Source organism: Streptomyces sp. WAC06614 (assembly GCF_003949795.1).
GTDB lineage: Bacteria > Actinomycetota > Actinomycetes > Streptomycetales > Streptomycetaceae > Streptomyces.
In genome coordinates, this window is the sequence record NZ_RPRY01000044.1 from 17,076 (window position 1) to 33,712 (window position 16,637).

19 protein-coding genes are annotated in these 16,637 nt (G+C 71.7%); 5 read left to right on the forward strand and 14 right to left on the reverse strand.

Annotation, left to right across the window (positions count from 1 at the left end):
- Nucleotides 1–32: 32 nt before the first annotated feature.
- Genes EF918_RS09110 through EF918_RS09150 form a run of 9 tightly spaced genes read right to left on the reverse strand, consistent with a single transcriptional unit; the run spans nt 33 to nt 8,360 of the window.
- A complete protein-coding gene (locus EF918_RS09110; RefSeq protein WP_125643557.1) occupies nt 33–1,853 on the reverse strand; it encodes an AGE family epimerase/isomerase in 1,821 nt (606 codons plus the stop codon).
- 3 nt (nt 1,854–1,856) lie between these two features.
- The gene (locus EF918_RS09115) at nt 1,857–2,279 is read right to left on the reverse strand and encodes a VOC family protein (protein ID WP_125643560.1); all 423 of its coding nucleotides are present in this window, start codon (nt 2,277–2,279) and stop codon (nt 1,857–1,859) included.
- Nucleotides 2,279–2,890, reverse strand: a complete 612-nt coding sequence (locus tag EF918_RS09120; RefSeq protein ID WP_125643562.1) for a DJ-1/PfpI family protein — start codon at nt 2,888–2,890, stop codon at nt 2,279–2,281. Before EF918_RS09120 ends, EF918_RS09115 begins: the two co-directional genes overlap by 1 nt.
- On the reverse strand, nt 2,883–4,496 hold the full coding sequence (locus EF918_RS09125; RefSeq protein ID WP_125643564.1) for a GMC family oxidoreductase: 1,614 nt from the start codon (nt 4,494–4,496) through the stop codon (nt 2,883–2,885). Before EF918_RS09125 ends, EF918_RS09120 begins: the two co-directional genes overlap by 8 nt.
- A 14-nt stretch (nt 4,497–4,510) precedes the next feature.
- Nucleotides 4,511–4,894, reverse strand: a complete 384-nt coding sequence (locus EF918_RS09130) for a nuclear transport factor 2 family protein (protein WP_125643566.1) — start codon at nt 4,892–4,894, stop codon at nt 4,511–4,513.
- A 16-nt stretch (nt 4,895–4,910) separates the two neighbouring features.
- Nucleotides 4,911–5,366, reverse strand: a complete 456-nt coding sequence (locus EF918_RS09135; protein ID WP_125643568.1) for a nuclear transport factor 2 family protein — start codon at nt 5,364–5,366, stop codon at nt 4,911–4,913.
- A 17-nt stretch (nt 5,367–5,383) separates the two neighbouring features.
- On the reverse strand, nt 5,384–5,815 hold the full coding sequence (locus EF918_RS09140) for a nuclear transport factor 2 family protein (protein ID WP_125643570.1): 432 nt from the start codon (nt 5,813–5,815) through the stop codon (nt 5,384–5,386).
- 28 nt (nt 5,816–5,843) lie between these two features.
- Nucleotides 5,844–7,487 (reverse strand): thiamine pyrophosphate-binding protein, encoded by a 1,644-nt coding sequence (locus EF918_RS09145; RefSeq protein ID WP_125643572.1) that lies wholly within the window; start codon nt 7,485–7,487, stop codon nt 5,844–5,846.
- A 48-nt stretch (nt 7,488–7,535) separates the two neighbouring features.
- The gene (locus EF918_RS09150; RefSeq protein WP_125643574.1) at nt 7,536–8,360 is read right to left on the reverse strand and encodes a type 1 glutamine amidotransferase domain-containing protein; all 825 of its coding nucleotides are present in this window, start codon (nt 8,358–8,360) and stop codon (nt 7,536–7,538) included.
- 290 nt (nt 8,361–8,650) lie between these two features.
- Between EF918_RS09150 and EF918_RS09155 the strand changes: the two genes are divergently transcribed.
- The 5 genes from EF918_RS09155 to EF918_RS39000 all read left to right on the forward strand — a co-directional run bounded on the left by EF918_RS09155 (nt 8,651) and on the right by EF918_RS39000 (nt 12,142).
- Nucleotides 8,651–8,878, forward strand: a complete 228-nt coding sequence (locus EF918_RS09155; protein ID WP_312847821.1) for a UBP-type zinc finger domain-containing protein — start codon at nt 8,651–8,653, stop codon at nt 8,876–8,878.
- A 77-nt stretch (nt 8,879–8,955) separates the two neighbouring features.
- Nucleotides 8,956–10,632: an FAD-dependent oxidoreductase gene (locus EF918_RS09160; RefSeq protein ID WP_221889697.1), complete on the forward strand. Its 1,677-nt coding sequence runs from the start codon at nt 8,956–8,958 to the stop codon at nt 10,630–10,632.
- Between the two features lie 101 nt (nt 10,633–10,733).
- Entirely contained in the window at nt 10,734–11,279 is a 546-nt protein-coding gene (locus EF918_RS09165; RefSeq protein WP_260610004.1) for a hypothetical protein, read from the forward strand.
- 69 nt (nt 11,280–11,348) lie between these two features.
- Nucleotides 11,349–11,678, forward strand: a complete 330-nt coding sequence (locus EF918_RS38995) for a putative quinol monooxygenase (protein WP_125643580.1) — start codon at nt 11,349–11,351, stop codon at nt 11,676–11,678.
- Nucleotides 11,675–12,142 (forward strand): group II truncated hemoglobin, encoded by a 468-nt coding sequence (locus EF918_RS39000; RefSeq protein WP_125643582.1) that lies wholly within the window; start codon nt 11,675–11,677, stop codon nt 12,140–12,142. The genes EF918_RS38995 and EF918_RS39000 overlap by 4 nt, the downstream gene beginning before the upstream one ends.
- Before the next feature lie 13 nt (nt 12,143–12,155).
- Here EF918_RS39000 and EF918_RS09180 read toward each other — a convergent pair whose 3' ends face one another.
- From EF918_RS09180 to EF918_RS09200, 5 genes are all read right to left on the reverse strand, one after another.
- A complete protein-coding gene (locus tag EF918_RS09180) occupies nt 12,156–12,533 on the reverse strand; it encodes a barstar family protein (RefSeq protein ID WP_125643584.1) in 378 nt (125 codons plus the stop codon).
- Nucleotides 12,530–12,955, reverse strand: a complete 426-nt coding sequence (locus EF918_RS09185) for a ribonuclease domain-containing protein (protein ID WP_125643586.1) — start codon at nt 12,953–12,955, stop codon at nt 12,530–12,532. Before EF918_RS09185 ends, EF918_RS09180 begins: the two co-directional genes overlap by 4 nt.
- Before the next feature lie 100 nt (nt 12,956–13,055).
- Nucleotides 13,056–14,069: a sugar-binding transcriptional regulator gene (locus EF918_RS09190; protein WP_185921663.1), complete on the reverse strand. Its 1,014-nt coding sequence runs from the start codon at nt 14,067–14,069 to the stop codon at nt 13,056–13,058.
- A gap of 142 nt (nt 14,070–14,211) precedes the next feature.
- The gene (gene rpe, locus EF918_RS09195) at nt 14,212–14,898 is read right to left on the reverse strand and encodes a ribulose-phosphate 3-epimerase (RefSeq protein WP_125643590.1); all 687 of its coding nucleotides are present in this window, start codon (nt 14,896–14,898) and stop codon (nt 14,212–14,214) included.
- Between the two features lie 131 nt (nt 14,899–15,029).
- Nucleotides 15,030–16,463, reverse strand: coding sequence for an RsmB/NOP family class I SAM-dependent RNA methyltransferase (locus EF918_RS09200; RefSeq protein ID WP_125643592.1), 1,434 nt, complete (start codon nt 16,461–16,463; stop codon nt 15,030–15,032).
- Nucleotides 16,464–16,637 lie beyond the last annotated feature (174 nt).

Here is a 16,637-nt window from a genome sequence, read left to right on the forward strand (position 1 = left end):
GTTCCCCTCGTTTCGGGGCGCCCCCGTTGGCGCTACTTGGTCACGGGCCGCAGCCGGACCTTGACCTTGACCCGCCCCTGGACGTCCGGGAGGTGGACGGTCAGCTCGTCCGCGTCGAACTCCTCGTACGGCTTCTCGTCGATCTCCACGGCGGCGATCCGCACCGAGCCCGCGGGCAGCAGGTCGGGTGCGACGCGCAGCACGCGTCCGGGCAGGTCGGTCGGGGCCGGCTTGAAGTGGAAGTCCATCTCGCGGCCGTTGATGAGCAGGTTGTTGTACACGGCGGCCAGGTAGCACAGCTCCGCCGAGTGGTACATGGACATCGAGTGGCTTCCCTTGAGCCGCTCGGTGCCGAGCAGGTACGGCGTGCCGCTGGCGAGCACGTTGAAGTAGACGGCTCCCTCGTCGTGGTCGAGGAAGAAGGTGTTGTAGAAGGCCTCCGCCTGCCGGGCCTCCTGGCGGAAGTCCTCCCCGCCGAGGGTGCCGTGCAGGATGAGGTAGGCGAGGATCGCCTGCTCCTGCTGCCACCAGGCCTTGCGGTCGTGCCAGGCGAACCGGTAGGTCTCCTGGTCGCCCTCCTTGATCCGCTCCACCACGTCGTACCAGCCGCCGCGCTGGAGGTCGCTGCCGACCGCCGGCATGATCTCGCCGATCCTGCGCGCGAGCTCCTGGTAGGCCGGCTTGGCCTTCAGGGAGTTCATGCGCATCAGGTTCCAGGCGATCTTGAGGTTGTGGCCGACGACGGCGCGGTTCTGCTGCCAGCTGTGCGCGGTGTCGTGCGACCAGTCGCGGAAGAACCGTTCCTGGACGAACGGGCTGTGCTCGTAGTCCGGGAAGCGCTCGGCGATGGTGTCGAAGGTGTACTCCAGGAAGTCGGCGTAGCGCTGGTCGCCCGTCGCCAGGTACAGGTTGATCAGGTACGCGGGCGCGTGGTCGCCGACGGAGTTCCAGTTCTTGCGCTCGGCGTTCTCGCCGAGCGACTCGTGGTCGGGGCTGAAGAGGATCGGGTCGATGTGCGAGTAGTAGCCGCCCTGCTCCTCGTCCTTGAAGAACTTGTCGAAGAGCCGGATGGTGGCGTCCGCGTCGTCCTTGATCCGGCTGTCACCGGTGACCCGGTAGGTCTGGATCGGGCCGGCCAGCGCGTAGATCTGCTCGTACATCGGGATCGCGTCGTAGTCGTCGGAGAACTCCGAGGTGAACAGCTTGCGCTCGCTGTCCCCGTCGACGCTGATGCCGTGGTACCAGAAGGTCACGTCCTCCTCGGAGTCCACCACGCGCATGTGCTTGCGCAGGTACTCGGTGCCGCGCTCGGCGACCTCCAGGTACTCGTCCTTGCCGGTCAGCAGGTAGGCGGAGGCCATGCCGTAGACCAGCCGGGAGATGGTGTCGGTCTCCTGGACGTGGCTGGCGGTCTTGTCGCCGCCGAGCCGGATCTGGGTGCGGTACTCGGCGAAGTCGACCGGGCCGTCACCGAACTGGGCGCGCCGGTAGAAGGAGGCCAGGGACTCGATCTGCTTGACCCACCAGCCGGCCTCCTCGAACCGGTAGTCCTCGGCGCCGCGGCCGAGGAAGACCAGGCGCTTGGCGTCGAACCGGCCGCCCTGCTCGGGGTAGTGGACGCCGTAGGTGAAGAGGAACCGGCCCGGCGAGAGCATCTCGTCGATGTGGCCGGAGGCGTCGATGTACGGCTCGTCGAGGTTGCGGACCAGCTCGGCGCTGGGGCCGGAGGCGAGCGAGACGTCGTACGGACGGCCGTCGGCGGTGCGCACCTTGAGGATCCGGGTCTCCGAGTCGAAGTGCTCGATGTATCCGGCGATGGTGTCGGAGAAGGTGAAGCTCACGGCCTCTGCCATGGATTACACACCGTCCTTTGTCGTGTCGGCGTCGTCCTGGTAGCCCTGGCTGACCTCGACGACCACTCCGTCGGGGTCACGCAGCCAGACGGTCCGCCAGCCGCAGATGAAGTCGTCGAAGTCGAGCGGGCCGAGGGTCACGTCGGCCGCCTCCCCGATCTCGGCGAGGAAGGCGTCGACGCTGTCGGTCTGGAAGGCCAGGTGGCGGATCCGGCCGGGGGCCGGAGGGCCGTCCTTGTCGGCCTGCCGGGCCGGCTCGGCGCCGGCCGGGAAGAGCTCCAGGTACGCGTCCCCCTTGCGCAGGAAGACGATCTGCGAGTCGCCGAGGTCCACCACCCGGGCCCGGGCGAATCCGAAGTACCGGGTGTAGAAGTCCTCGGTGGTCTTCTGGTCGGTGCAGTTCAGGCCCACGTGGGACCAGCGCATCAGCCGGTCCCCCGCCCCCGCCCGGAGGCGATCAGGTCGATGATCCGGCGGGCGAACAGGTGGTGGTGGGCGCCGGTGCGGCCGGTGACCAGGTCGCCGTCGACCACGACGTCCTCGTCCACGTACTGCGCGCCCATGTTTCGCACGTCACCGATGAGGTTGTTGTGGCAGACCACCTTGCGTCCGCGCACCTTGCCGGGGATGGACGACGCCAGCCACATGCCGTGGCAGATGATCCCCTTGAGGACCGTCGGCTCCTCGAACGCCCGGCGCAGCAGCTCGGTCGCCGGCGCCAGCACGTCCACGTCCTCGGTGTAGCGCAGCCGGTCCGCGACCATGCCGGAGGGCACGATCAGGGCGGCGTAGCGGCGCAGCTCCTCGTCGGTGAGCCCCTCCAGGGAGCGGCTGGCGGTGAACGGGGCCCGGTACTCGTGGCCGCTGAAGGTGATCGCGTCGTTGCCCCACAGCCGGGTCAGGAAGTCGACCTCGGCGCCCTCCTCGGCGAACCGGCGCTGGTAGTAGAAGATCTCCGGCTCGTAGAAGTCGCTCTCGACCAGGACCGCGATGCGGGTCCCGGTGAGCGGACCCTCGCGCAGGACCACGTCAGACACGGGACACTCCCTTCAGGAAGTCCGCCGCGCGCTCGGCGATCATCGCGATGGCGGCGTGGCAGTTGCCGGACGGGACCGCGGGCATGACGCTCGCGTCCGCGACGCGCAGGTTGCGCAGCCCGTGCACCCGCAGCTCGGGGTCGACCACCGACAGGTCGTCGATGCCCATCCGGCAGGAGCCGGACTGGTGGTGGTAGCTCTCCGACTTCTGCTTGACGAAGGTGCGCAGCTCGTCGTCGGAGGCATGGCCGGGTCCGGGCTGGAGCTCCTGCTTGTACCAGGGCGAGAAGGCCGAGGTCGCGAAGATCTCCCGGGCCAGCTTGACGCCCTGCACCATCCGCTCCAGGTCCCAGCGGTCGCCCAGGTAGTTGGGGTGGATCAGCGGCTGCGCCAGCGGGTCGGCGCTCGCGAGCCGGATCCAGCCGCGGGAGACCGGGCGGACCACGCCGGGCAGGATGCTCACGGTGTTCGGGTGGGACTGTCCGACGATCACGTCGAACGGGACGTGCACGAAGGCGATCTGGAGGTCCGGGGCGGGCAGGCCCGGCACGGAGGACAGGAACAGCGCGCTCTCGGAGAGGTTCTGCGTCGGCGCCGGCAGTTCCTGGGTGACCTCGGCCATCAGCCCGGTCAGCACGTGGTTGTGGAAGTTCTCGCCCACCCCGGGCAGCGCCCGGACCACGTCGATGCCGTGCTCGCGCAGCTGCCCGGGGTCGCCGATGCCGGAGAGCAGCAGCAGCTTGGGCGACTCGATGGCGCCGGCCGCGACGACGACCTCGCGGCGGGCCCGTACGGTGTGCCGCCCCGGCTCCCCGGCCGTGCCGTGGCGGTCGCGCACGTCCCGGCCCGGGAAATCGGCGGGCGGGCTGAGCTGGACGTACTCGGCGCCGGTGCAGGTGTCCCCGGCGAACAGCAGCCGCGTGGTCTGCGCCCCGGTGCGCAGGGTCAGGTTGGGTCGGGTCAGCGCGGGTTCCAGGTAGGCGGCCAGCGCGCCCTGGCGGCGGCCGTCGGCCACGTCGATGTGGTGCCAGCCGGTGCCGAACAGCCCGCCCCGGGGGCCGTCGGTGTTGAAGTCGGCGATCTCCTGGTGGCCGAGCTCGACGGCGGCGTCGATGAACGCCCGGGAGACCGGGTTGGGGCGGTGCAGGCCGGCGTTGGTGATCCGCTGCGGCCCCCGGGTGCCGGTGGTGGCCGCGGTGACGTCCTCCTGGGCCTCCAGCAGGGCGAAGTAGGGCAGCACGTCCTGGTACGACCAGCCCGCCGCGCCCTGGTAGGCCCAGTTGTCGAAGTCCGAGGCGTGGCCCCGGATGTGCATCATGATGTACAGGTTGCTGCTGCCGCCGGGCGCCTTGCCGCGGGGCTCGTAGGTGGTGCGGCCGTCCAGACCCGGCTGCGGGACGCTGGTGTAGCCCCAGTCCACGGGCCCACCGAGCAGCTTGTACCAGGAGGACGGGTCGTCCACCTCGGGCGGGATCCGGGATCCGCCGGCCTCCAGGACCAGGACCGAGACGTCCGGGTCCTCGCTGAGCCGGTGGGCCAGCACGCTGCCCGCGGTGCCGGAGCCGATGACGACGTAGTCGTAGGTCTCTCTCTCGCGCTCGCTCACGGGTCGCCGCCCCCTCAGTCCTGGCTCAGGACCTGGAACGGGACGGTGTCGTGGTAGTTCGCCATGTAGGCGATCCTTCCGTCCACGATCCGGAAGAAGTTCATGACCTCGGCCTCGATCGCCTCGCCCGAGGCGCTGACGGCGCTCAGGTGCGAGACGGCGGCGGCCTTCTCCCCGTCGACGAGGAAGTGCACGGGCTCGTTGCGGAAGACCCGGTACATCGTCCCCATGCCCTTCATCATCGAGCGCAGGGTGTCCAGGCCCTCGATGTGTCCGGCGAGCTGTTCGTCCATGACCTGGTCCTCGGCGAACAGGTCGCACCAGCGGTCCCAGTCCCCGGCGTTGGCGTACTCGTAATACTTTTCGAGTACCTCGATCAGTCCCTGCCGCGCATCCATGTCCGCACCCTCCCCCTCATCGGTCCCTGCGGATTCCGTCCGGGCCGAAGTGCGCCCAGAACTGGCTGAAGGCGGTGGCCGTGTCGCCGAACAGGCCGTCGTGGCCCTCGACGATCCGGCCGTCCTGCCAGCGCATGAAGTGGAAGACCTGGTAGTCCATCCGCTCGTACGGGGAGCCACTGCCCTCGGGCGCCCCGGCCCGGGTCGCGGTGTTGCGGCACACGTCGGCGGAGCAGTCCTCCCCGACGAGGACCGCTTCCAGGTCCATCCGGAAGGAGCCCCCGGTGAGCTTGTGGGTCTGCCCCATCAGCTCCAGGAAGGCGTCCAGGCTCTCGTACCAGCCGGCCAGCGGGTGGTTGCCGGGGACCAGCCAGCGCAGGTCCTCCGCGTAGTACTCCAGGATCCGGGTCCGGTCCCCGGAGCCCAGGGCCGCGTACGCGGCCCGCACCCGCTCGGGCGTCACCTCGGTCATCGTCCGCTCCTCGCCGCTCAGAGCGATGCCGAACCCGGCATCGGGGCCAGCTCGTTGACCGTGTACCGGCTGATCCGCGGCCCCTGCGGGCCGGGTACGACGACCCAGGTCTGGTCGGCGTCGAAGCCGAGCCAGACGCTGCGGGCGGCCGGCGGGTCCCAGATCCGGGCCTGCCAGTTGACCAGGACCCGGACCACGGCCTTGTCGCCCTCGATCACCGGCTCCACCTTGGTGACGGTGTGCACCTCGTCGAAGAAGCGGTGCGTGACGGCCTCGTACCAGCCGCTGAAGCCCTCGTGGCCGAGGAAGGTGTCCTCGGGGACCTTGAACTCCAGGTCCTCGGTGATGAACTCCAGCACCTGCGCCAGCTCCACGTGCTGGTCCAGGGCCACGTACCACTTCTCGGCGAAGCCGCGTATCGCGTCCTCGGTGAACCCCTGGGCGGCCATGCGTCCTCCCTTGCTCGGTCTTCGGGCTTCAGATCTGGATGTCGACGAGGAACGGCCCGGCGTGGGACAGCATCCGGCCGACGGCGGCCACCGCCTCCTCGGGCTTCTCCACCCGGGTCCCGGCCGCCCCCAGGGACCGCGCCAGCCCGGCGAAGTCGATCTCGGGGTGGGAGAGGTCGAACGACCCCGGGAAGTCGTGCGCGGGGATGGAGCGCTCCTGCCAGTAGGCGGCGATGTTGTCGTCCAGCAGCCGGTACTTGCGGTTGTTGCAGACGACGAACTTGGCCTCGATGCCGTGCCGGGCGGCCGTCCACAGCGCCTGGTAGGTGTACATCGACCCGCCGTCGCCGGAGAACCCGACGACCAGCCGGTCGGGGTGGGCGAGCTTGGCCCCGACCGCGCCGGGGAAGCCGACGCCGAGCGAGCCGCCCCGGGTGAGGTGGTAGTCGCCGGGCCGCTCGGCCGGCAGGTACCGGGTGACCAGCGGGGAGGTGGTCAGCGCCTCGTCGAAGACGATCAGGTCGCCCCCGGTCCGTTCGGCCAGGGTGCGCAGGAACACCGCCATCGGCGCGTCCTCGTCGGCCGCGGGCCCCGCCGTGGCCGCCTGGGCCCGTTCCCGGGTGCGCCGCTCCAGCCGGGCCGCCGCTGCGGCCCGCCGCTGCGGGGTCAGCTCCCGCTCCAGTACGCCGGCCAGCGCGCGCAGGGCCTGCTTCGGGTCGGCGGCCAGGCCCAGGTCCACCGGGTGGTTCTTGGCGATCTCGTAGGCGTTCAGGTCGATGTGCACGACCTGGGCGTCCGCCCGGAAGGGGCTGTCGAGCTCCGGGAAGACCTCGGGGAAGACGTAGGTGCCCACGATCAGCACCCCGTCCGCGTCCTGGACCATCTCCTTGCTGTGCGGGCCGAACATGTGACCGGTCTGGCCGCGCCGCAGCGGGTGCGACGCGGCGATGTTGACCTCGCTGGAGTCGACCTCGTACACGTCGGCGCCCAGCAGTTCGGCGACCGCGGCCAGTTCGCGCTGGGCCCCGGCCAGCGCGACCCCGTCGCCGACCAGGAGCACCGGCCGTTCGGCGCCGGCCAGCAGCTGGGCCGCCCGGCCCACCGAGGCCGGCGAGGGGGCCACGTCGGTCAGCGGGACCGTGGCCGGCCGGACGGGCTCGGAGTTGAGCTCGTCCAGGACGTCCATCGGCAGCGCCACGAACACCGGGCCGCGCGGCGGGGTCAGCGCGATCTTCACGGCGCGCCGGACCGTGCGCAGCACCGACCGGGGGTCGGTGACCCGGGTGGCGTACTTGGTCACGGGCCGGGCCATGGCCACCAGGTCGGCGGCCATCTGCGCGTCCATGGCGTCGTAGCGGACCCCGGCGTCGCCGGCGACCACGACGAGCGGGGTGTGGCCGCGCAGCGACTGGTAGAGCATGCCGATGCCGTTGCCCAGGCCCACACCGGAGTGCAGCTGGAGCAGGGCGGCACCGCCGGTGGCCCGGGCGTAGCCGTCGGCGATACCGGCGGCCACGGTCTCCTGGAGGGCGAGGACATAGGTGAAGTCCTCCGCCGCGTCGACGGCGTCGAGAAATCCCTGCTCCACCGTCCCCGGATTTCCGAACATCACCGTCAGGCCGTCGGCCTTGAACTGCTCGATCAGCCTTTCCCGGCCGGGAGTGGCTTTCATCAATTCCCCCTCGAATCCGCCCTCGTCATTCCTGGCGATTCCCGCGACCTACCACCCGTACCGGGTGAGTCCTTCCTCCAGCACTTCCACGATCTTCTGTCCCGTGAGGTAGGAGTCGGGGGTCGAACGGCCGGTGACGAACGGGTAGTCGACGATCACCGACAGCGGCTTGCCGAAGTTGCCGTGGTACTGCCCGCGCGGGCCGGTGGCGTCGCGCAGGATGTACTCCAGCGGGTACGGCGGCGGGCCCATGTTGAAGTCGGTGCCGAGGAATCCGGTGCCGTCCTTGTAGTCGTACTCCTTGCAGTGGCCGGTGACGTGCTTGCCCCAGATGATGCTGCGGCGGCCGTCCCAGTCCCGGGCGAAGGCCAGGCAGGCGACCCCGTAGCACTCGGCGGCCACGAGCTTGCCGGCCTTCTCGAAGGCCAGGATCAGTGCGTGCACCCGCTCGTTGTTGGCGAGGTCGGCGATGGGGCCGCTGCCGCCGACGATGAGGATCGCGTCGTAGTCGGCGATGTCCTGGTCGAGCTTGTCGAGGTCGCGGTGGTACTGCTCCAGCTTGCGCAGGTAGTTGTCGTCGCTCGTGTACGGGCGCTCGGGCACCCAGGCCTCGATGTCGAGCGGCGAGTCCAGCCGGCTCGACTGCTCGAACTCCCGCCCCAGCCGGGCGTTCTCCTCGGTGGTGACCGAGCGTCCCAGTGGAGGATCGATGTAGTTCGCGTCGAGGCTCGGCGGCAGTGCGTGCGCGCGCTTTCCGGTCGGCGTCGCGAAGACGACTTCGTAGCCCCGCTCGTCGAACTTCGAGACGGGTCCTATCAGTTCTTCGGACCAGTAACCGTGTTCGGAGACAATGACCAGAATCTTTCTGCTCACGGATTCCTCCAGGCGCCGCCTGTTGTCGTTGGCGTCGTCCACACTGGTGCCGACCCGAGCCCGCGTCAAAGCGCCCGTGTGCGACTTCGTGAGGTAGACGGCAAGGTCTTTCCGGCACCTCAGGAAGTCGCCCGCCGAGTTCAGGAAGTAGCCGCCGGACTTCCTGACGTCGGCCGAATCGGTGAACCGTTACGGGTGGGGCCGACCTATGGTCGTGCGGAATCTCGGGACCCACGGGAAGGGACGCACCGGTGGACACGATCTGCACACACCTCGATGAGGTGCGCCCGGTGAAACCGGGCAGTGAGGGCTGCGAGGAGTGCCTCGCCCTCGGCGACGGCTGGGTGCACCTGCGGATGTGCCTGAGCTGCGGCCACGTCGGCTGCTGCGACTCGTCGAAGAACCGGCACGCCACCGGGCACCACCACCGCACCGCGCACCCGATCGCGGCCTCCCACGAGCCCGGCGAGACCTGGGCCTGGTGCTACGCCGACAAGATCATGCTGGACGTCGCATGAGCGCGGCGCCGGAGAACGGCCGGGTGGAGACCGCCGCCCCGCAGCAGGGCGCCCCGGCGCAGGGTCCCTCGGCGGCCGTGAGCACGCACGCCGAGAGCCGCAAGCCGGTCATCCTGGCCGTCGACGACGACCCCCAGGTGCTGCGCGCGGTCCGCCGTGACCTGCGCAGCGCCTACGGCGACCGCTACCGGGTGCTGGGCGCCTCCTCGGCCGCCGACGCCCTGAAGATCCTGGACTCGCTCGACGAACGCGGCCACGACCCGGCGCTGTTCCTGGTGGACCAGCGGATGCCGGACGTCACGGGCGTGGAGTTCCTCCTGGAGGCCGTCAGCCGGTTCCCCGACGCCCGCCGGGTGCTGCTGACCGCCTACGCCGAGACGGACGCGGCGATCACCGCCATCAACCGGGTGCGGCTGGACTACTACCTGCTCAAGCCCTGGGACCCGCCGCACGAGCGGCTGTTCCCGGTCCTGGACGACCTGCTGTCGGACTGGCTGGCCACCTACCGGCCGGCGTACGACGGCATCATCGTCGCCGGGCACCTGGTCTCCCCCGGCACCCATGCCGTACGGGACTTCTTCACCCGCAACGGCCAGCCGTTCCGCTTCCTCAACGTCGAGCGGGACCCGGAGGCCCTGACCCTGCTGGCCGACCGGCCCGACGCGACCCTGCCGCTCGTCCGGTTCCCCGACGGCCGGCTGCTGGCCGCGCCCACCGACGCCGAGCTGGCCGGGGCCCTGGGCCTGGCCACCACCGCTTCCCGTCCGCACTACGAGTGCGTGATCGTCGGCGCCGGGCCCGCCGGGCTCGCCGCGGGCGTGTACGCCGCCTCCGAGGGCCTGTCCACGCTGATGCTGGACTCCCGCGCCCCCGGCGGCCAGGCGGGCACCTCCAGCCTGATCGAGAACTACCTGGGCTTCCCCTCGGGCCTGTCCGGCGGGGACCTGACCCGGCGCGCGACCATCCAGGCGTCCCGGTTCGGCGCGGAGATCCTGCACCCGGTCGAGGTGGTCTCGCTGACCCGGGACGACCCGGCGAAGATCCTCACCCTGGCGGACGGCACGGAGATCTCCGCCGAGACCGTGCTGCTGGCCACCGGGGTGGCGTACAACAAGCTGCCGGCCGAGGGCGCGGAGCGGTTCGAGGGCGCCGGCCTGTACTACGGCGCGGCCACCACCGAGAGCTCGGCCTGCATCTCGCAGCACGTGTTCATCGTCGGCGGCGCCAACTCGGCGGGGCAGGCCGCGGTCCACTTCGCCAAGTACGCGGCCCGGGTGACGGTCCTGGTGCGGGCGGCCTCGCTGGACGAGAGCATGTCCCGGTACCTGATCGACGAGATCGGCCGCACCCCGAACATCGAGGTCAAGGTGCGCACCACGGTGGTCCGCCTGGACGGCGACGACCACCTGGAGCGGATCACCCTGCACGACGCGGACACCGGCGCGGACACCGAGGTCCCGGCCCGGTTCATGTTCACGTTCATCGGGGCCCGCCCGCACACGGCCTGGCTCCAGGGCGTGGTGGAGCGGGACGAGTACGGATTCGTACTGACCGGCTCGGACCTGATCTCCAACGGGGGCGAGCTGCCGTCGGAGTGGAGCCTGGAGCGTGCCCCGTACCCGCTGGAGACCAGCGTGCCCGGGGTCTTCGCAGCCGGTGACGTACGGGCGCACTCGGTCAAGCGGGTCGCCTCGGGCGTGGGCGAGGGCGCGATGGCCGTGTCCCTGATCCACCGCTACCGGTCGATGGGCTGAGCCGTTCCGCCCGAGCCGTTCCTCCCCGGCCCTTTCCTCCCTCGGCATAACCGGGCCCGAGCCGTTGCGATCAAGAGGAGAACGGATGCAACGTTGATTACATGATTACAGCCCAGCAGCGTGAGCAGCTCCGCGCCTGGTTCGCCGAGCGCCTGCCGGTGGACGTCTACGAGAGCCTCGTCGACGTCGTGATCGACCGCGAGGAGATCACCGTCGTCGGCCGCCTCCCCGCGGCCGAGTCGGTGAAGGAGTTCCGGGAGCGCACCCGGGACCAGCGGATCGAGGTGGCGCGCGAGGCCGAGAGCCTCTACCGCCGCAAGGTCGCCTGGGGCGTGGAGACCGACCGGGGCCGGGTCCTGTTCACCCACCTCGCCGTACCCGTCATGACCCGGCTGCGCCAGACCGAGCGCCAGGTCCTCGACACCCTGGTCGCCGGCGGCGTGGCCCGCAGCCGCGCCGACGCCCTGGCCTGGTGCGTCCGTCTCGTCGCGCAGAACACCGACACCTGGCTGGCCGACCTGCGCGCGTCCCTCGACCACGTCCAGGAGGTCCGCGCCCAGGGCCCCGACGTCAGCTCCCCGACCCCGACGGTCGCCCAGGAGGGTGACGCGGAACCCGCCGACTCCAAGGAGTCCGGGGACGAATGACGCATTCGGCTGACGGGCGGCCTCCTGGCCGCGAAGGTGGCGGGGAGACCTGACCGAGGGAGACAGAGCATGACGCAGACCGTCGAGTACATCCGGTACCGGATCGGGCTGGACGACCAGCAGGCCTTCGAGGACGCCTACCGTCGCGCCGCGGAGTCCCTGGCCGCCTCGCCCGAGTGCCTCGACTACGAGCTGACCCGCTGCCAGGAGGAGCGCGAGCGCTACATCCTGCGCATCCGCTGGACCTCGATCGAGGACCACCTCCAGGGGTTCCGCAAGGGCGAGCACTTCCCGGCGTTCTTCAACGCCATCCGGCCGTACGTGACGGCCATCGAGGAGATGCAGCACTACCTGCCCACCGACGTCGTCGGCACCGGAAAGGCCGCGAACGAGCAATGAGCACCACGCCCACGATCTACGAGTGGATGGGTGGCGCGGAGGCCATGCGGCGCCTCACCGACACCTTCTACGCCCACGCCCTGCGCGACCCGGTCCTGGAGCCGGTCTTCCGGGGCATGGACGCCGAGCACCCCCAGCACGTGGCCGCGTGGCTGTCGGAGGTGTTCGGCGGTCCCGCCGACTACTCGGCCCACCACGGCGGCCACCAGCACATGGCCACCAAGCACCTGGGCCGCGGCATCACCGAGACGCAGCGCCGCCGCTGGGTGGACCTGCTGCTCGACACGGCCGACGAGGTCGGCCTGCCCACGGATCCGGAGTTCCGCGCGGTGTTCGTCTACTACATCGAGTGGGGCACCCGGATGGCTCTGATCTACTCCGGGGAGAACCCGCCCCCGGTCGACGCCGCGAAGGTGCCGGTCTGGTCCTGGGGCCAGACCCCGCCGTGGATCCCGAAGGGCTGAGCACGCCGACGCGCTACCCCTTGCCGGGCCGGTCCGCCAGGAGCACCTGGAGTTCCGGCCCGGCCTCCTGTGCCCGCCAGAACTCCACCGCCTCTTCGAGGACGTCCTCGAACGTCTCCCAGTCGGCCGGCCGCGCCCGCGCGTAGCCCCGCCACGAGGTCACCGCGAGCAGCCGGCCCGGCGCCGGCTCCAGCCAGGACAGGTCGACCAGGCAGTCCGCCAGCGCGTCCCAGTTCCGCCCGAACCAGTCCGGCAGGCGCAGGGCCCGGGCGCAGCGGTCCATCAGCTCGGCCTTGGTCCGTACGCCGTCCAGGTCGAGCCGTACGGTGGTCCACCCGGCCGCGTCGGCGGCCGCCAGGGCGGGGGCGATCGGCTGCGGGTCCAGGGTCATCTCACAACCGCCTTGAAGGTCTTGTAGTGGTCGTCCGTCCAGTACAGCTCTCCGCCCTCGCCGGTGACGATCCGGCGCGCCCCGCGGTCCCGCTCCCCCGGGGTGACCACGGTGAACTCGTGGTAGTAGCCCCGTTTCTGACGGGGCAGCGCCTTCTCGAAGTTCCCGAAGACCGTGCCGTCCTGCCGGTACGGGTACGGGCCGCCGCGGTCGATGAGCGCGAGGGTGTCCCGGGCCTGCTGCGGCAGGTCCTCGGCCCGGACGGTCACCATGCCCTTGGCCCAGCCGGGCGCCGTGGCGGCCGGGGCCGAGGGCGCCACGGCCCGCTGCCCGCCCCCGCCGCCCCCGCAGGCGGCCGCGCCCAGCAGCAGCACGCACAGGAACAGGGCGCCCATCGCCCGGGACACACTCCGGAAGATCATGGGCCGATAGTGCCAAACATCCCATTCCGGAGCGAACCGGCACCCGGACGCACCGGTGCCCCGGCGCGTCCTGCGCGCCGGGGCACCGGGTCCTGCGGTCTCACTCGTCGGGGTCGGACCGCTCCAGGGCCGGCCGCAGCGGCGGAGCCGACTCGGTCAGCAGGTAGTCGGCCGCCGCCGTGTCCGTGACCAGGCTGGTCACGAGGCCCGAGCGCAGCACCGCGCCGATCGCCGCGGCCTTGCGCAGGCCGCCCGCGATGGCCACGACCTCCGGGATCCGCCGCAGCCGGTCGGCCTCCACGGTGATGCAGCGCTCCCCCAGGTCCCGGCCGACCCGGCGGCCCTCCGCGTCGAACAGGTGCGCGGACATCTCGGCCGCCACGCCCAGCGAGGCGTAGTGGGCCCGCTCCTCGTCGGTGAGCATGTCGTGCACCGTGGAGATGCCCGGCTCCCACGAGCCGATCGACACCGCCGCGACCGTGACCTTGTCGAAGTACTCGAAGGCCCGGGCGATCCCGGTCTGGCTGCGCAGCGCCGCCGCCGTGGCCGGGTCGGGCAGCAGCATCGGCGCGTAGATCGGGTGCGCGTCCCCGCCCGAGACCTGGGCGGCCCGGCGGACGGCCTCCACCGAGCCGCGCTCGGCCGTCCCCGCGTCGTACACACCGGTGAGCTGCACCACGGTGCACGGCGGCAGCCGGTGCAGGGCCGCGGCCATGTGGATGGTCGAGCGGCCCCAGGCCAGGCCCAGCACGTCGCCCTCGTTGACGAGTTCGCCCAGCAGGTCGGCGGCGACCGCGCCGAGGTTCTCCGGGTCGGGGGCGTCGTCGGCCGCGTCGGCCGGGGACTCCACGACCACCGCGTGCCGCAGCCCGTACCGGGCCCGCAGGGCGTCGGAGCGCTCCGCGTCCAGCTCGGCGGGCACCCTGATCTCGATCCGGACGAGGTCCCGTTCCAGAGCGGTCTCCAGGACCCGCGCCACCTTGAAGCGGCTCACGCCGAACTCCTCGGCGATCTGGATCTTGGACTTGCCTTCGAGGTAGAAGCGGCGGGCCATGGCCGCCGCCTGCACCAGCTCCGCGGGTCCCATCCGCAGGGCTGACCGTCCCGCCGACATTGCAGACACCGCGCTCTCCTCACTGCTGTTCACACTCTCGACTCGCCGTTCATCCTGTCAGATCCGGCGGCCGTTGATCAGCCCGGACGGCTGCGTTCTCCGAGCTGTTCACCGAGGCTTCGCGTTGTCCGTCCCGTGCGCCTCAGTGGTCGCAGGCCCAGGGTGCCGCGGCGATCGCCGCACCCGCCTGCTCACGCAGCGTACGCACCGCCGCGGCCGGATCGACGGCCCCGTAGACGGCGCTGCCGGCGACGAACACGTCGGCGCCGGCCTCGGCACAGCGTTCGATGGTGGAGGCCGAGACCCCACCGTCGACCTGGAGCCAGACCTCCAGTCCGTGCTTGGCGATCAGCTCGCGGGTGCGGCGGATCTTGGGCAGCATCACGTCCAGGAACGGCTGCCCGCCGAATCCCGGCTCGACCGTCATGATCAGCACCATGTCGAGCTCGGGGAGGATGTCCTCGTACTGCTCGATCGGCGTCGCGGGCTTGAGCGCCATGGAGGCACGGGCCCCCTTGGCACGGATCTCGCGCGCCAGCCGTACGGGCGCCCCCGCGGCCTCGGCGTGGAAGGTGACCGAACCGGCCCCCGCCTCGACGTACTGCGGGGCCCAGCGGTCCGGGTCCTCGATCATCAGATGCAGGTCCAGCGGGATGTCCGTGGCCCGCCCGAGCGACTCCACGATGGGGAGCCCGAGGGTCAGGTTCGGGACGAAGTGGTTGTCCATGACGTCGACGTGCAGCCAGTCGGCGCCCTCGACGGCCTTCGCCTCGTCGGCGAGGCGGGCGAAGTCCGCGGACAGGATGCTGGGATTGATCTGAACGGCCATGCCCCAAGCCTGCCATGCCGGAGGCCGGATTCCGCCCCCCGCCCGGAACCATCCCGACCCCGACCCTGCCCCGGCCCCGTGACGTACACCACTACGCCCCCGGGCCGGGCCCGGCCGGGGCCCGGCGGGGGTCAGCCGGTGCGGCGGAGGAGGGCCAGGTACATGGCGTCCGTCCCGTGCAGGTGGGGCCAGAGCTGGACGTCCGGGCCGTCGCCCAGGGCCGGGACGCCGGGCAGGTACGGGCGGGCGTCGATCAGCTCGGCCTTCGCCGGCTCGGCGCCGCCCCGACCGCGCAGGACGTCGTCCACCACGACCCGGGTCTCGGCCAGGTGCGGCGAGCAGGTGGCGTAGCCGACCACACCGCCCACCCGGACCGCGGACAGCGCCTCGCGCAGCAGTGCCCGCTGGAGCGGGGCGAAGCCGTCGAGGTCCTCCGGGCGCCGCCGCCACCGCGCCTCCGGTCGGCGGCGCAGCGCGCCCAGACCGGTGCAGGGCACGTCCATCAGGACCCGGTCGAAGGAGCCGGGCCGCCACGGCGGCCGGGTCCCGTCGGCGGCGATGACCTGGTACGGCCCGGGGTTGCCGGCGAGCGCCCGCTCGACCAGGCGGGCCCGGTGCGGCTGCTTCTCGGAGGCCAGCAGGGACGCGCCGCGCTGCGCGGCCAGCGCGCCCAGCAGGGCCGCCTTGCCGCCGGGCCCGGCGCACCCGTCCAGCCAGCGCTCGTCGCGGCCCTCCACGGGCACCCCGGCCAGCGCCAGGGCGACCAGCTGGCTGCCCTCGTCCTGCACCCCGGCCCGGCCCTCGCGGACCGCCTCCAGGGCACCCGGCTCACCGCCCTCGGCCAGCCGCACCGCGTACGGGGACCAGCGGCCCGGCAGGGCCGAGTCCTCGCCCACGGCGGCCAGCAGCTCCTCGGTGGTGGCCCGGCCGGGCCGGGCCACCAGGGTGACCTCCGGACGCTCGTTGTCGGCCTCCAGCAGGTCCTCGATGCCCGCCCGGCCGCCGCCCAGCGCGTCCCACAGCGCCGAGACCACCCAGCGCGGGTGGGAGTGCACCACCGCGAGGTGGTCCTCGGCGTCCTCCTCGTACGGCGGGGCCACCCGCTCCAGCCAGCCGTCCAGGTCGTGCGCGGCGATCTTGCGCAGGACGGCGTTGACGAACTTCGCCCGCCCGTCACCGAGCACCACCCGCGCCAGCTCCACGCTGGCCGAGACGGCCGCGTGGGTCGGGATCCGGGTACCGAGGAGCTGGTGCGCGCCCAGCGACAGCACGTCCAGGACCGGCGGGTCCACCTCGCGCAGCGGCCGGTCGACACAGGCCGCGATGATCGCGTCGTACGTGCCCTGCCGGCGCAGCGTCCCGTAGACCAGCTCGGTGGCCAGCGCCGCGTCCCGCGCCTGGAAGCTCTCGTCCTGCCGCGCCTTGCGCAGCAGCGGCGGCAGCACGAGGTTGGCGTAGGCATCACGCTCGTCCACGGCCCGCAGCGCCTCGAAGGCGAGCATCCGGACGGGGTCCTTCTTGGGACGCCGGTAGGGCTTGGCGGGACGACGGGGCTGTTCGCTCACGTGAAAGGTGCTCCGGAAGTATCGGATGGTACGAGGGGGGTCACCGGGGCCGAGGAGGCCCGGTGGGGCCCGGGTGGGGCCCGGGCCCGAAGGCCCGGGGCCCGTGGGCCGCGGAGAGCGGGGCCCGAAGGCCCGGGGTGCAGGTCTCGGGCCCGAAGGCCCGGGGTCGGGAGT